This is a genomic window from Aquicoccus sp. SU-CL01552 (genome assembly GCF_040365005.1).
GTDB lineage: Bacteria > Pseudomonadota > Alphaproteobacteria > Rhodobacterales > Rhodobacteraceae > Antarcticimicrobium.
In genome coordinates, this window is the sequence record NZ_BAABWV010000004.1 from 141,707 (window position 1) to 155,229 (window position 13,523).

14 protein-coding genes are annotated in these 13,523 nt (G+C 66.3%); 6 read left to right on the forward strand and 8 right to left on the reverse strand.

The features are described from left to right. Positions 1 to 30: 30 nt before the first annotated feature. The 5 genes from ABWV23_RS06370 (at position 31) to gph (ending at position 4,411) form a co-directional block, all read left to right on the forward strand. The gene (locus tag ABWV23_RS06370; protein ID WP_353346108.1) at positions 31 to 1,419 is read left to right on the forward strand and encodes a ribulose-bisphosphate carboxylase; all 1,389 of its coding nucleotides are present in this window, start codon (positions 31 to 33) and stop codon (positions 1,417 to 1,419) included. Between the two features lie 62 nt (positions 1,420 to 1,481). Further along, positions 1,482 to 2,168: a ribulose-phosphate 3-epimerase gene (gene rpe, locus ABWV23_RS06375; protein ID WP_353346110.1), complete on the forward strand. Its 687-nt coding sequence runs from the start codon at positions 1,482 to 1,484 to the stop codon at positions 2,166 to 2,168. An 84-nt stretch (positions 2,169 to 2,252) separates the two neighbouring features. Beyond that, positions 2,253 to 3,179, forward strand: coding sequence for an MBL fold metallo-hydrolase (locus ABWV23_RS06380; protein ID WP_353346112.1), 927 nt, complete (start codon positions 2,253 to 2,255; stop codon positions 3,177 to 3,179). Positions 3,180 to 3,197: 18 nt separating this feature from the next. Continuing rightward, the gene (locus tag ABWV23_RS06385) at positions 3,198 to 3,755 is read left to right on the forward strand and encodes a thioredoxin family protein (RefSeq protein WP_353346114.1); all 558 of its coding nucleotides are present in this window, start codon (positions 3,198 to 3,200) and stop codon (positions 3,753 to 3,755) included. Next, entirely contained in the window at positions 3,752 to 4,411 is a 660-nt protein-coding gene (gph, locus tag ABWV23_RS06390) for a phosphoglycolate phosphatase (RefSeq protein WP_353346116.1), read from the forward strand. The genes ABWV23_RS06385 and gph overlap by 4 nt, the downstream gene beginning before the upstream one ends. A gap of 6 nt (positions 4,412 to 4,417) precedes the next feature. On the opposite strand, the gene ABWV23_RS06395 is transcribed toward gph, so the two are convergent. The 8 genes from ABWV23_RS06395 to ABWV23_RS06430 form a co-directional block, all read right to left on the reverse strand. Next, on the reverse strand, positions 4,418 to 6,049 hold the full coding sequence (locus tag ABWV23_RS06395) for a GMC family oxidoreductase (protein WP_353346118.1): 1,632 nt from the start codon (positions 6,047 to 6,049) through the stop codon (positions 4,418 to 4,420). A 67-nt stretch (positions 6,050 to 6,116) separates the two neighbouring features. Further along, positions 6,117 to 6,650, reverse strand: a complete 534-nt coding sequence (locus ABWV23_RS06400; RefSeq protein WP_353346120.1) for an OsmC-related (seleno)protein — start codon at positions 6,648 to 6,650, stop codon at positions 6,117 to 6,119. Continuing rightward, positions 6,647 to 7,564 (reverse strand): fumarylacetoacetate hydrolase family protein, encoded by a 918-nt coding sequence (locus ABWV23_RS06405; protein WP_353346122.1) that lies wholly within the window; start codon positions 7,562 to 7,564, stop codon positions 6,647 to 6,649. The genes ABWV23_RS06400 and ABWV23_RS06405 overlap by 4 nt, the downstream gene beginning before the upstream one ends. Position 7,565: 1 nt before the next feature. Beyond that, positions 7,566 to 8,345 (reverse strand): cyclase family protein, encoded by a 780-nt coding sequence (locus tag ABWV23_RS06410; protein WP_353346124.1) that lies wholly within the window; start codon positions 8,343 to 8,345, stop codon positions 7,566 to 7,568. Between the two features lie 15 nt (positions 8,346 to 8,360). Continuing rightward, complete coding sequence (locus tag ABWV23_RS06415; RefSeq protein ID WP_353346126.1) at positions 8,361 to 9,671, reverse strand: TRAP transporter large permease; 1,311 nt, start codon at positions 9,669 to 9,671, stop codon at positions 8,361 to 8,363. Beyond that, positions 9,668 to 10,237 carry a TRAP transporter small permease subunit gene (locus ABWV23_RS06420; RefSeq protein ID WP_353346128.1) on the reverse strand — a complete coding sequence of 190 codons (570 nt, stop codon included), beginning with the start codon at positions 10,235 to 10,237 and terminating at the stop codon, positions 9,668 to 9,670. Before ABWV23_RS06420 ends, ABWV23_RS06415 begins: the two co-directional genes overlap by 4 nt. Before the next feature lie 46 nt (positions 10,238 to 10,283). Further along, the gene (locus ABWV23_RS06425) at positions 10,284 to 11,354 is read right to left on the reverse strand and encodes a C4-dicarboxylate TRAP transporter substrate-binding protein (RefSeq protein ID WP_353346130.1); all 1,071 of its coding nucleotides are present in this window, start codon (positions 11,352 to 11,354) and stop codon (positions 10,284 to 10,286) included. Positions 11,355 to 11,392: 38 nt separating this feature from the next. Then, positions 11,393 to 12,061 carry a TetR/AcrR family transcriptional regulator gene (locus ABWV23_RS06430; protein WP_353346132.1) on the reverse strand — a complete coding sequence of 223 codons (669 nt, stop codon included), beginning with the start codon at positions 12,059 to 12,061 and terminating at the stop codon, positions 11,393 to 11,395. A gap of 247 nt (positions 12,062 to 12,308) precedes the next feature. On the opposite strand from ABWV23_RS06430, the gene ABWV23_RS06435 reads away from it, so the two are divergent. After that, the gene (locus tag ABWV23_RS06435) at positions 12,309 to 13,517 is read left to right on the forward strand and encodes an acetyl-CoA C-acetyltransferase (protein ID WP_353346134.1); all 1,209 of its coding nucleotides are present in this window, start codon (positions 12,309 to 12,311) and stop codon (positions 13,515 to 13,517) included. Positions 13,518 to 13,523: the final 6 nt, after the last annotated feature.

Consider the following 13,523-nt stretch of genomic DNA (forward strand, 5'->3'; position numbering starts at 1 on the left):
CACAGCCGGGACCCCAAGGAGGAAACCCAAATGGATCAATCCAACCGCTACGCCCGCCTCGACCTGAAGGAGGCCGACCTGATCGCCGGCGGCCAGCACGTGCTGGTGGCCTACATCATGAAACCGAAACCCGGCTTTGGCTCCTATCTCGCCACCGCCGCCCATTTCGCCGCCGAAAGCTCGACCGGCACCAATGTGGATGTCTCCACAACCGATGATTTTACCCGCGGCGTCGATGCGCTGGTCTACGAGATCGACCCGGACAGGGAACTGACGAAGATCGCCTATCCGATCGAGTTGTTCGACCGCAACATCATCGACGGGCGGGCGATGATCTGTTCGTTCCTGACGTTGGCGATCGGCAACAACCAGGGCATGGGCGATGTCGAATACGCCAAGTTGCACGATTTCTACGTGCCGCCCGCGTACCTGCGGCTGTTCGACGGCCCCTCGACCACGATCAGCGATCTGTGGCGGGTGCTGGGGCGGCCGCACGTGGACGGCGGTTTCATCGTCGGCACCATCATCAAGCCCAAGCTGGGCCTGCGACCGAAACCCTTTGCCGATGCCTGTTACGATTTCTGGCTGGGCGGCGATTTCATCAAGAATGACGAGCCGCAGGGCAACCAGCTGTTCGCGCCGCTGAGAGAGACCATTCCGCTGGTCGCCGACGCGATGAAGCGGGCGCAGGACAAGACCGGCGAGGCCAAGCTTTTCTCGGCCAACATCACCGCCGACGATCACCACGAGATGATGGCGCGCGGCGAATTCATCCTGGAGGCCTTCGGCGAGAACGCCGATCACGTCGCCTTCCTGGTGGATGGCTATGTCACCGGCCCGGCGGCGATCACCACCGCGCGGCGCGGCTTTCCCAACCAGTACCTGCATTACCACCGCGCCGGCCACGGCGCCGTCACCTCACCGCAGGCCAAGCGCGGCTATACCGCCTTCGTGCTGTCGAAAATGGCGCGGATGCAGGGGGCCTCAGGCATCCACGTGGGCACCATGGGTTTTGGCAAGATGGAGGGCGAGGCCAGCGACCGCGCCATCGCCTACATGATCACCGAGGACAGCGCCGATGGTCCCTATTTCCACCAGGACTGGCACGGCATGGCGCCGACCACGCCGATTATCTCGGGCGGCATGAACGCGCTGCGGATGCCGGGGTTTTTCGGCAACCTCGGCCATTCCAACCTGGTGTTGACCGCCGGTGGCGGCTCGTTCGGGCATATCGACGGCGCGGCGGCGGGGGCCACCTCGCTGCGGCAGGCGGAACAATGCTGGAAAGAGGGCGCCGACCCGCTGGAGTTCGCCAAGGACCACAAGGAATTCGCCCGCGCCTTCGAAAGCTTCCCGAACGACGCCGACGAATTGTTCCCCGACTGGCGCAAGGCGCTGCGGCTGAACTCCGCCGCCTGATCTCGCCGGGGGCGGGCGCGCCGCCCCCGGTCCCCGTCTGACCCGAACAGGAGAGCCCGACCATGAGTTTCGACCGTTCCATCAAGATCGCGCCGTCGATCCTGTCCGCTGATTTCGCCAACTTCGGGCAGGAAATCCGCGCCATCGAGGACCAGGGCGCCGACTGGGTCCATGTCGACGTGATGGATGGCCATTTCGTGCCCAACCTCACCTTCGGCCCGCCCGCCGTCAAAGCCTTCCGGCCCCATGTGAAGACGGTGATGGACGTGCACCTGATGATCGCGCCGGTCGATCCCTATATCGCCGCCTATGCCGAGGCCGGGGCCGATGTGATCACCGCCCATGTCGAGGCCGGACCGCATCCCCACCGCACCCTGCAGGCGATCCGCGCGGCGGGCTGCAAGGCCGGGCTGGCACTAAACCCCGGCACGCCGGCGTCCTCGGTCGAGTACCTGCTCGACATGGTGGACCTGGTCTGCCTGATGACGGTGAACCCCGGCTTCGGCGGGCAGAAGTTCATTCATTCCCAGGTCGAGAAGGTCAAGCAACTGCGCCGGATGATCGGCACCCGCCCGGTGCATATCCAGATCGACGGCGGTGTCGATCCGACCACAGCGCCGCTGGTGGCCGATGCCGGCGCCGACGTGCTGGTGGCCGGCTCGGCGGTGTTCAAGGGCGGCTCGGTCGAGCGCCCAGAGGTCTATGGCCAGAACATCCGCGCCATCCGCGAGGCGGCACAGGGGAGATAAGCCTGAGGGTGCTCTCCCGTTGTCATTCACATGTGCGAATGCAACTATATGTGTGATCAGGGACATGAACGGGAGGAGCACGAGATGGAGATCAAACGGAGGACATTCCTGCAGGGCGCGGGTGCCGGGCTGGCACTGACCGGGCTTGGCACGGCACGCGCCTGGGCCGAGACCAGCCTGAGGTTCGGCACCATGCAGGTGCAGACGCTGTTGGACGGACACCTGGTGCTACCGCCCGATTTCATATTCGAACCGATGCCGCAGGGCGAGCTTGCCCCGTTGCTGGCCGAGCGCGGCATCGACCCCGGCGCCCCGCTCACCCCCGCCTGCAACGTGACGCTCCTGCGCGACGGCGACCGCGTGGTGCTGTTCGACACCGGCTCGGGCAGCGGGTTCCAGCCCACGGCGGGCGAGTTGCTGGCGGCGCTGGAGGCCGCCGGGGTCTCGCCCGGGGATGTCACCCACGTGGTCTTCACCCACGGCCATCCCGACCACCTCTGGGGCGTACTCGACGACTTCGACGATCCGCTGTTCGCGGAGGCCGAGCACATGATGGGCCGCGCCGAGTGGGATTACTGGTACAACCCCGAGACCGTGGATACCATCGACAGCGGGCGCACCGCCTTTGCGGTCGGGGCCAAGCGGCGGCTGGACATGCTGGAGGATGCGATCACCTTCTTCGACGACGGCGACGAGATCCTGCCCGGCGTCGCGGCGCGGGCCACCTTTGGTCATTCGCCGGGCCACATGGCGTTCGAGTTGCGCTCGGGCTCCGAGGCGGCGATGGTGGTGGGCGATTGCATCGGCAATCCTCACATGGCCTTTGCCCGACCGGAATGGCACTCCGGCTCGGACCAGGATCAGGAACGGGCGGCGGCGATCCGCGTCAAGCTGCTCGACCAGCTTGCCCATGAGCAGATGCGCCTGATCGGCTTTCACCTGCCCGATGGCGGCATCGGCCGGGCCGAGCGTGACGGCGATGGCTATCGTTTCGTGCCCGAGACCACCTGACAGAACAGGAGACAGATCATGGCCACCACCCCGCCCGTCTGCGATTTCGGCTGGAACGCCCCGGATTTCACCCTGCCCGCCACCGATGGGCGGATCTGCACGCTGGCCGATGTGGCGGGGCCACGGGGCACGCTGATCATGTTCATCTGCAACCACTGTCCCTATGTCATCGCGGTGCGTGACCGCATCCTGCGCGATGCGCGCGAGTTGATGGAAATGGGCGTGGGCGTGGCGGCGATCAGTTCCAACGATGCCGCGACCTATCCCGCCGACAGTTTCGACAACATGCGCAAGCTGGCCGAAGATCTGGCGTTTCCCTTTCCCTATCTCCATGACGCGGATCAAAGCATCGCGCGCGCCTATGGCGCCGCCTGCACGCCGGATTTTTTCGGTTTCAATTCCGATCTCGGGCTGCAATATCGTGGCCGCCTCGATGCCTCGCGCAAGCAGGCCGGTCCGCCGGAACTGCGCCGTGACCTCTTCGAGGCAATGAAACAGGTTGCCGAGACCGGGCAGGGACCGGCCGAGCAGGTCCCCTCGATGGGCTGCTCGATCAAATGGAAGGGGGCGGCGTGACCGCGATCATCTTCGACCTCGACGGCACGCTGGTGGACAGCGCGCCCGATATCCGCGCCGCCGCCAACAAGATGCTGGAGAGCGAGGGGCAGGCACCGCTCGATCTGCCGACGGTGATCTCCTTCATCGGCAACGGGCTGCCCAAGCTGGTGGAACGCGCCATGCGTGCCCGCGATCTGCCGATGGAGCGGCACGCGGAACTGGCCACACGCACGCTGGCGTTCTACGACGCCGAAAGCACCGCGCGCACCCGGCCCTATCCCGGGTTGACCGAGGCGCTGGACAGCCTGCGCGCGGGCGGCTTCATCCTTGGCATTTGCACCAACAAGCCCGCCGCGCCGGCGCGCGACATCCTCGCCCAGCTCGACCTCGCGCAGTATTTCGACACGGTGATCGGCGGCGACAGCCTGCCGGTCAAGAAACCCGATCCCGCGCCGCTGCGGGCCGCCTTCGCCGCGCTGGGTGGGGAGGGGCTTTACGTGGGCGACAGCGAAGTGGACGCCGAGACCGCCGAGCGGGCGCAGGTTCCCTTCCTTCTGTTCACCGAGGGCTATCGCAAGCAACCGGTCGAGGCGCTGCCGCACCTGGCGCGGTTCAATCATTTCGAGGCGCTGCCCGGGCTGGTCGCCCGGGCGCTGGAGCGCGCGACGGGCTGACCCGTCTCAGGCCACCCGGCCCATGTTCTCGGCCTCGGCGCGGATCATGTCGGCGGCCTTTTCCGCGATCATGATGGTGGGCGCATTGGTATTGCCACCGATCAGCGTCGGCATCACCGAGGCATCGACCACCCGCAGCCCCTGCAGCCCGCGCACCCGCAGGGTGGGATCGACCACCGCCATCTCGTCCACGCCCATCCGGCAGGTGCCGACCGGGTGATAGATGGTGTCGGCCCGGGCGCGGATATGGCTTGCCCAAGTGGCATCGCTCAGCCCGTCGCGCACCCCGAAAAGCTCCTTGTCGCGATAGGGTGCCAAGGCCGGGGCCTGCAGGATCGCGCGCGCCATCCGGGCGCCCTTGATCGTGGTCTCCAGGTCACGCGGATCGGAAAGGAACTGCGGGTCGATCGCGGGGGCGGCCAGCGGATCGGCGCTTTCCAAGGTCACCGTGCCCCGACTGTATGGGCGCAACGCGCAGACATGGCAGCTGAACCCGTGGCCCAGGTGCAACTTGCGGGCGTGATCGTCAACGATGGAGATCACGAAGTGCAGCTGGATATCCGGGCGGTCCAGCGCCGGGTCGGTCTTGAGGAACCCCGCCCCCTCGGCAAAGGGCGTGGTCACCATGCCTCCGCCGTCGCGCCGCCAGCGCAGGATGTGCCTGACCAGGTTCGCGGTGGCCTTTGCACCGATGCCGAAATTGTCGGTGTCCTTGCTCTTGTGCGCGAGGATGAAATCAAGGTGGTCCTGCAGGTTCCGGCCCACGCCGGGCAGCTCATGCACCGTCTCAATCCCGTGCGGGCGCAGGTCGTCGGGGTTGCCCACGCCGGACAATTGCAGCAACTGCGGCGAGTTGAAGGTTCCCCCGCACAGCAGCACCTCGCGCCGCGCGCGCACCGCTTTCTCCGCGCGTCCGCGCCGATAGGTGACACCTGTCGCGCGCTTGCCGTCGAACAGCAGGCGGGTCGCATGAGCGCGGGTGATCACCGTCAGGTTCGGTCGGTCCATCACCGGATGCAGATAGGCCGCCGCCGCCGAGCACCGTTCACCACGCCGCGCCGGATCGTGGAACTGGGTCACCTGGTACAGGCCCACCCCCTCGTTGTCGCCGGTGTTGAAATCGGCGCTGCGCCGATGCTGCATCTCGGTCGCCGCCTCGACGAAGGCCCGGCTGAGCGGACGCGGATCGTTCTGGTCCGACACCTGCAAGGGGCCGGCGTCGCCGTGGAAATCATCCGCCCCGCGCTGGTTGGTTTCGGCGCGTCGGAAATAGGGCAGCACCTCGTCCCAGGACCAGCCATCGCACCCCAGATCGGCCCAGCCGTCATAATCCGAGCGATGCCCGCGCACGTAGAGCATGGCGTTGATCGCACTGGAGCCGCCCAGCGCCTTGCCGCGTGGCTGGTACCCCTTGCGGCCATTGAGCCCGGCCTGCGGCACGGTCTCATAGGCCCAGTTGCTGATCTTGCCATGCCCCGGAAGGATCGCCACCACGCCGGCGGGCGCGCGGATCAGGATGTGCTTGCCGGCGCCACCGGCCTCGAGCAGGCAAACCTTGACTTTCGGGTCCTCGCTCAGCCGCGCGGCCAGCACCGAACCCGCCGATCCCCCGCCGACGATCACGTAGTCGAATTCCATCACGCCCTCCCCTGCGCTTTTCTACAGCAGGAAGGATCGCGGCGCCCCTGTCCAGAAAAACATGGCGTCAGTCCGGGTCGAACGCGCGCCTGTCATCCGCCGCAACCCATCCTTCGGCCGTCTTCAGGCGGTGGGTGATCCGGTTTTCCCGCCCCAGGGTCTGCTCGATGAAGCAGCCTTTCCTCGCCGCCTGCACGAGGTCGAGCTGCAGGTCCAGCGGCGCGTCGCTGTCGATCAGCACGTCGATTTCGAAGAATTTGGGCGCCGTTTCGTACAATCGCCCGGCCTTCTCCCAATCCCATGCGACGCGAGCCTCGACCTGAAGGTCGTTCAGGGCGACGCCCATGCGTTTCGCAAAGGCACGGATCTGGGTCATGATGCATCCGGTCAGACCGCCGACGAAAAGTGCCAGCGGCGGCGGCGCAGAAGCATCACCGCCGTGAAAGGGCCCCTCGTCGGTGGCCAGTTCAAAGTGCTCTTCCATCGGCTCGACCATGCGCACGTCGAGTTCGTTGCGCATCTTGCCGACTGCGCGACCGGTGCAGTCGAACCGCACCACCGCGCGGGGCGGTGCGGTTTCCGGCGTGATCGCACCGCTCACGGTTTCACGATCCGGTTGGCCAGAACGCCGATCCCCTCGATCTCCAGTTCGAACCGGTCACCGGGTGCCAGCCGCTTGCCCATCTCCAGCCCGCAGCCGGTGCCGACGGTGCCCGAGCCGATCACCTCGCCCGGGTAAAGCGTTTCGGAAGAGGAGATGTGCTCCAGAATGCGGCCGAAATCATGATGCATCTGGCCGCTGTTGCCGCCCCCCCAGCGTTCCCCGTTGACCCGCGCCTCCATGTCCAGCGCGACCGGGTGCGCCACCTCGTCAGCGGTCAGGATGAAGGGGCCGAGGATGTTGCCGGTGTCGAAATCCTTGCCCTTCGCGGGACCGAGCTGGCCCGGCATCTCCTTCGTCTGGGCATCGCGGGCCGAGACATCGTTGAGGATGGTATAGCCGAAAATGTAGTCCTCGGCCTCGCCCGCCTTGATATCCTTGCCGGTCTTGCCGACGACGATCGCCAGTTCCAACTCGATATCCAGATGCTCGGCGTAGCCGGGCCAGATCACGTCCTGCCCGTGGCCGATGAAGGACATCCGGTTGCCCTTGTAATAAATCGGCTGGTCGTACCAGACCGGGGGCAATTGCGGCTCGGGCTGGCCAAAGGCGCGCAGGCAGTTGAACAGGTGCTCCTCGAATACCAGGCAATCGCGGTACTGCACCGGCATCAGCGGCGGGCGAAACGCGACCTCGCCTTGCAGCAGGATCGCGCGGTCATCGGCGGTCTCGATCAGAGCACGGGCCAGCGCCAGCGCCGCCTCGCCACCATGGATCACCGCCATCATGTCGACGAAATGCGCCGCGTCCCCGCCCGCCAGTTGGGCGGCGCGGTGCAGGTCGATCAGCCGATCGTCGGACAGCGCGGCGACAACGCGGTCGCCGGCCCGGTAACTGACGGTTGCAAGCCTCATCTCAATCCTCCTCGAAAATCGCCACGGCGCGGGTGAAACCGGCACTGGCGGCCTTGATCTTGTAGGGAAAGCAGGAAATCTCGAACCCGTCGCCGGGCAGCTGGTCGAGATTGGTCAGCTTTTCCATGTGGCAATAGCCGATATCCATGCTGGCGCGGTGGCCTTCCCAGATGATCGAGGGATCGTGGCTTTGGGCGTATTGCTGCGCCGTCAGGGCAAAGGGGGCGTCCCAGCTCCAGGCGTCGGTACCAGTGACGCGCACCCCGCGCTCCAGCAGGTAGAGCGTGGCCTCGCGCCCCATGCCGCAGCCTTTCACAAGGTAGTCGTCCTTTCCGTAGTGATCCCCGGCCGAGGTGTTGACGACGACGATGTCCAGCGGCTTCAATTCGTGGCCGATGCGTTTCAACTCGGCCTCCACGTCCTTGGCGGAGACCACGTAGCCGTCGTCGAAGTGACGGAAGTCCAGCTTGACCCCGGGGTTGAAGCACCATTCCAGCGGCACCTCGTCGATGGTGATCGCGCGCTCGCCGTTACTCATGGTCGAATGGTGGTGATAGGGCGCGTCCAGATGGGTGCCGTTGTGGGTGGCGATGCTCAGGCGTTCCACAGCCCAGCCCTCGCCGCCCGGCAGATCCTCTTTTTTCAGACCGGGGAAAAAGGCCATCACCTGCTCGGCGGTCTGGTCGTGGGTCATGTATTCGATCTCCGGCAGCATGATCGGCGGGTCCGATACGATGCCCATTTCGAGGGGAACGGAGAGATCGACGAAACGGCGTGCCATGGGCAGCCTCCTTTTCTAGTGCACAAGTACGGTTGCGAGAGAGGGAAAGATCATCACCAGCACCAGCAGCGCCAGCATCATCAGCGCAAAGGGGGCGGCGCCGCGAAAGATCTCGCCCAGCGGGATGTCGGGATCATCCAGCGCGGATTTGATCACGAAGACGGAAATGCCGAAGGGCGGCGTCAGCAGCCCGATTTCCACCGCGACGATGGTGACGATGCCGAACCAGATAAGGTCGACGCCCATCTGCGTCAGCACCGGCAGCATCAGCGGCACAAGGATCAGCATGATCGAGGAACTGTCGAGGATCGTGCCCATCACGATGACCAGCACCACATAGGCCAGGATCACCCCCCAGAAGCCGATATCGGCATGGGCCACGAAATCTCCGAACCCCATCGGCACACCGGACAGCGCCAGCATCCGCGAATACATCTGTGCGGCGATGATCAGGAACGAGATCGCGGCGGTCACCAGCCCGGTATCGGTCAGCACCTGCCAGAAATCCCGGGCCGAAAGGCTGCGCCGGACCAGCCCGATGACGATGGCGCCAAGGCAGCCGACCGCGCCGGCCTCGATCGGGGTGAAGAAGCCGCCATAGATCCCGCCCAGCACCAGCCCGATCAGCGTGGCGATCGGCAGGCCCTTCTTTGCCACCTCGCCCCGGCTGAGCACCGGCATGTCGTCGACCCCGTGCGTCGCGCCCAGCGCCTGTGGCCGGAACCGCGCCGTCAGCCAGATGCTGCCGGCAAAGATCACGGCCAGCAGCAGCCCGGGGATCACCCCGGCGATGAACAGGTCGCCCACCGATTGCTCGGTCAGCAGGCCGTACAGGATGAGCAGCAGGCTGGGGGGGATCAGCATCCCCAGCACCGAGGATCCCGCCACCACCCCCACCGAGAAGCGCGGGGAATAGCCGTGGCGGATCATCTCGGGCACCGCGATACGGGTAAAGACGGCGGCCGAGGCGATGGAGATGCCGGTGATCGCGGCAAAGATCGCGTTGGCGCCGACCGTGCCGATGCCGAGGCCGCCGGAAAAGCGGCGGAACAGGTGGTTGGCCACGTCGAAGGCATCGCGCCCCATGCCGGTGACCGACACGAGGTAGCCCATCAGCACGAACAGCGGCACTACCCCGAAGAAATAGCTGGAGATGGTTTCCGAGGCCGCCAGCGCCAGCAGCTTGCCGGCCAGCAACGGCGAGCCCTTGATCATCCAGACGCCGACGTAAGAGGACAGCATCAGTGCAAACGGTACCCAGAACCCGAGGTAGACCATCGCCACCATCGCCCCGAAAGAGGTCAGCCCGATCTCGAAGGGGGTCATGCGCGGTCCTCTCTGGTCAACAGTCGCAACAGGCTCTCGCAGGCCGACAGCACCAGCTGCACCCAGAGCGCGGCACAGCCCACAAGGATGATCAGCTTGACCGGCCAGATCGGCGCGGTGAAATCGCCCACCGTCCCCTCGTAGGTGCCGCGCGCCCATGCCTTTTCGAACAGCGGCAGCGAGGCCGAGAACAGGATCCAGACCAGCACGGCGGCGGCGATGGCAAAGAGCAGTTCCACCCCCAGCGACAGGCGCGGCGCATGTGCCCTGAGCGTGGTGATCAGCGCCTCGGCACGGGTCAGCCGCCCCTTGCGAAAGGTCTGGGCGATCTGAAGAAAGACGATGGCGACGATCGACATCGAAACCATTTCCGGCACCCCGGAAATCGGCGCGGAAAAGGCGCCGCGCCCGATCACGTCGGCGTTGACCAGCAGCATCAGCGCCAGGATCAGCAAGGTGCCGGCCACGTTGAGCCCGCCGGTCACCAGGTCGACGGCGCGGCGCAGGGCAAGGAACCAGCGCGGCAGCGCGGGGCCGCCGGCGTGTTGAGGGGAATGGGTGTTCATGCGTGGTTCGGTGGTGCGGCGCCCGGACACGGGCGCCGCACCGCCCCTACTCCTGATCCCAGTTGCGCACCGGGGTGGCCCCGGCGGCGCGCATGGTGTCCATGTAGGCCTTGAGCACGGCGCTGCCGTTCTTGCCCTCGGCATCGAGTTTCTCGGCCCAGAGCCGCGCCACGTTGTCCATCCCGGCGGCCCATTGTTCGCGGAAGCCCTGGTCGACCTGGGTGAGGGTCGCGCCCTGCTCCTGCATCAGGCCGAGGAACTTGGTCACGCTGGCATCGAGATCCTGCTGGTAGGCCTCGGCGTCGGCCTTGGCCGCCGTCTTGAGCGCCGTCTGCACCTCGGGCGGCAGGCTGTCGTACCAATCCTTGTTGGCCGCGATGCCGCCGGCATATTGCGCGCCGAACCCGACCTTGGTGATATAGGGCGCCACCTCGTAGAGCTTGCCGGGCAGCGCGGCCGAGGCAAAGACGATCACCCCGTCGTAAACGCCGGTCTTGATCTCGTTGTAATAGGTGGTCAGGTTGCCCGAGACCCCGACCGCGCCGGTGCCCTTGAGCCAGTTGACTGCCGGGCCGGGCGCGGCGATCTTGTGGCCGTCGAGATCGTCGATCGAATTGACCGGGAAATTGGTCATCAGCAGGTAATCGTCGATCCCGATACCGCCGCCGAGGTATTCCAGCCCGTTCTCCTCCCAGGCCGCGCGCATGTCGGCGTTGGAGTGCTGCAACTCGTCCATCCACGAGCTGACGAGGGTGGAATCGCTGGACACGAAAGGCGTGAAATAGGTCACGTTCTGCGGGCTCAACTTGGCCGGGTCGAACAGCGACGAGACCAGCCCGATCTCGGCCAGCCCCTCTTCCACCGCCTCGAGTTCGTCGCCCACCTTGGCCAGCGAGCCGCCGTACTGCTCGGACCATGTGATCGAATGGCCGGTGCCCTCAAGCGCGGCGTTGACCGCCGGAATGAAGGTCTGGCTGGCGTGCTTGACCCAGCGGAACACCGGCGGGTGGCCGGCCACGATGGTGACACTCATGTCCGCCGCCTGCGCCATCGGCGCGGCGCCCCATCCGCCCAGCGCCACAACGGCGGCCAGCAGCCCTGTCCTTATCGTTTTCATCATCCTCTCCTCCCGTAATTGGATGAACGTGTCGTTTGTTATTCCTCGACCAAGGCCCGCACCCCGCCACAGATGAAGGGCACGATGCGGCTGAGCATCGCCTCGGCATCGCCATCGTCGCAGACCCCGCCCGACAGCCGTTTCGGTCGCCCCGTCTTGGCCATCATCGTCATGCCGACGCCGATTGCGAACATGTAGGCCCAGACCGCATCGGCCCGGCTCAGCCCCGGTTCGATCCGCATCAGCGCCTCGATGAAGGTCTGCGCGATCGGGTCGTAATGGATCTCGATCAGCCTCTGGTCGCGCGGGTCCGCCGAATTGGCGAAAGAGACCAGGATCCGCGCAAAGGCGCCGCCGTCGCGGGCCAGGTCCAGCCCGGTCTCGATGGTGGGGCGAAACAGCGCCTCGACGATCTGTTCCAGACGCGGCGGATCCCCGTGGGCGAACAGATCCGCCACCAGCGCCGCGCGGCGTTCGTTGATCTGGCCCGAGCGGCGGACGACCATCGCCTCGAACAGCTTTTCCTTGGTCTTGAAGTGGTAATGGATCAGCCCCTGCGCCACACCGGCCGCCTCGGCGATCGCCCGCATCGCCGCCCCCTGGTAGCCATCGGCGGCGAACACGCGCTCGGCGGCATCCAGGATCGCATCCTGCCGGCTTTCGCCCTGACCCGGCCCGGAGCCGGTGCGGGCAGCATGTGACGACATCAGACCCCCTCCCCGAATCCTGACTGATCGCCCAGTCAGGATTTCCCAGCCCCCCCTGCCATGTCAAGCGTCGCGTTGCCCTTCCCCCGACCGACAGCGGCCTGCCCGTGCCGGGAACTTCGTTACGTCACAGGCCCGGAACGGGGCCGGGGTGCCGTTGACTTGATTTCGGCCGGCCTGTTCAAATCCGCCGCAACGCACGCCCGGCGGCATCCGGGCGCGTCATTGAATCCGGGAGGAGGCCCAGATGACCGAAACAGCCTATATCTACGACGCGATCCGCACGCCCCGATCCAAGGGGAAACAGGACGGCAGCCTGCACGAGGTCAAGCCGGTGAACATGGTCACGACCCTGCTGACCGAAATGCAGGCGCGGCACGATCTGGACACCGCCCGCGTCGATGACGTCATGCTGGGCTGCGTCACCCCGGTGATGGAACAGGGCGCGGTGCTGCCCAAGATCGCGCTGCAAAAGGCCGGCTGGGATGAATCCGTGCCCGGCGCGCAGCTCAACCGGTTCTGCGCCAGCGGATTGGACACCTTCAACACCGCCGCCGCCAAGATTGCCAGCGGCTGGGAGGACATGGTCTGTGCCGGTGGCTTCGAATGCATGAGCCGGGTGCCGATGGGCGCCGACGGCGGCCCCTTTGCCGAGGATCCCGAAACCGCGATGCAGACCGGTTTCGTGCCGCAGGGCATCGGCGCCGACCTGATCGCCACCATCGAGGGCTGGAGCCGCGACGACGTCGACGCCTTTGCGCTGGAAAGCCAGAGGCGCGCGGCACATGCCCGCGACGCGGGGTGGTTCGACCGCTCGGTCGTGCCGGTGCGCGACGAGAACGGCATCGCGATCCTGGAGCGGGACGATTTCATCAAGCCCGACACCGACATGCAGAAGCTGGGCGCGCTGAAACCCTCCTTTGCCATGCCTGGCGCGCTCGGGTTCGACGACGTGGCGCTGGCCAAGTACCCGAACGTGGCGCGGATCGATCACGTGCACACCCCCGGCAACTCCTCGGGGATCGTCGACGGCGCCTCGCTGATCCTGCTGGGCAATGAACAGTCGGGCAAGGACCTGGGGCTGACCCCGCGCGGGCGGGTGGTGTCCATCGCACTGACCGCCACCGACCCCACCATCATGCTGACCGGCCCCGGGCCGGCCTCGCAAAAGGCGCTGGCCAAGGCCGGCATGACCATCGACGACATCGACCTGGTCGAGATCAACGAGGCCTTTGCCTCGGTCGCGCTGCGGCTGCAACGGGACCTGGACGTGCCGGACGAGAAACTGAACGTGGCGGGCGGCGCCATCGCCATGGGCCACCCGCTGGGCGCGACCGGCGGTTGCCTGGTCTCGACCATGCTGGACGAGCTGGAGCGGCGCGACCTCAAGCGCGCGCTGATCTGCATGTGCGTCGGCGGCGGCATGGGCATCGCCAGCATCATCGAACGCGTGTGAGGGGGG

What these genes read in the sequence shown, in the direction of transcription:
- ABWV23_RS06405 (WP_353346122.1), bottom strand. Translation starts at nt 7,564, where the DNA reads ATGAGGCTTGCAACCGTCAGTTACCGGGCCGGCGACCGCGTTGTCGCC.
- ABWV23_RS06420 (WP_353346128.1), bottom strand. Translation starts at nt 10,237, where the DNA reads ATGAACACCCATTCCCCTCAACACGCCGGCGGCCCCGCGCTGCCGCGC.
- ABWV23_RS06425 (WP_353346130.1), bottom strand. Translation starts at nt 11,354, where the DNA reads ATGAAAACGATAAGGACAGGGCTGCTGGCCGCCGTTGTGGCGCTGGGC.
- rpe (WP_353346110.1), top strand. Translation starts at nt 1,482, where the DNA reads ATGAGTTTCGACCGTTCCATCAAGATCGCGCCGTCGATCCTGTCCGCT.
- ABWV23_RS06385 (WP_353346114.1), top strand. Translation starts at nt 3,198, where the DNA reads ATGGCCACCACCCCGCCCGTCTGCGATTTCGGCTGGAACGCCCCGGAT.
- ABWV23_RS06415 (WP_353346126.1), bottom strand. Translation starts at nt 9,671, where the DNA reads ATGACCCCCTTCGAGATCGGGCTGACCTCTTTCGGGGCGATGGTGGCG.
- ABWV23_RS06410 (WP_353346124.1), bottom strand. Translation starts at nt 8,345, where the DNA reads ATGGCACGCCGTTTCGTCGATCTCTCCGTTCCCCTCGAAATGGGCATC.
- ABWV23_RS06395 (WP_353346118.1), bottom strand. Translation starts at nt 6,049, where the DNA reads ATGGAATTCGACTACGTGATCGTCGGCGGGGGATCGGCGGGTTCGGTG.
- ABWV23_RS06380 (WP_353346112.1), top strand. Translation starts at nt 2,253, where the DNA reads ATGGAGATCAAACGGAGGACATTCCTGCAGGGCGCGGGTGCCGGGCTG.
- ABWV23_RS06435 (WP_353346134.1), top strand. Translation starts at nt 12,309, where the DNA reads ATGACCGAAACAGCCTATATCTACGACGCGATCCGCACGCCCCGATCC.
- ABWV23_RS06370 (WP_353346108.1), top strand. Translation starts at nt 31, where the DNA reads ATGGATCAATCCAACCGCTACGCCCGCCTCGACCTGAAGGAGGCCGAC.
- ABWV23_RS06430 (WP_353346132.1), bottom strand. Translation starts at nt 12,061, where the DNA reads ATGTCGTCACATGCTGCCCGCACCGGCTCCGGGCCGGGTCAGGGCGAA.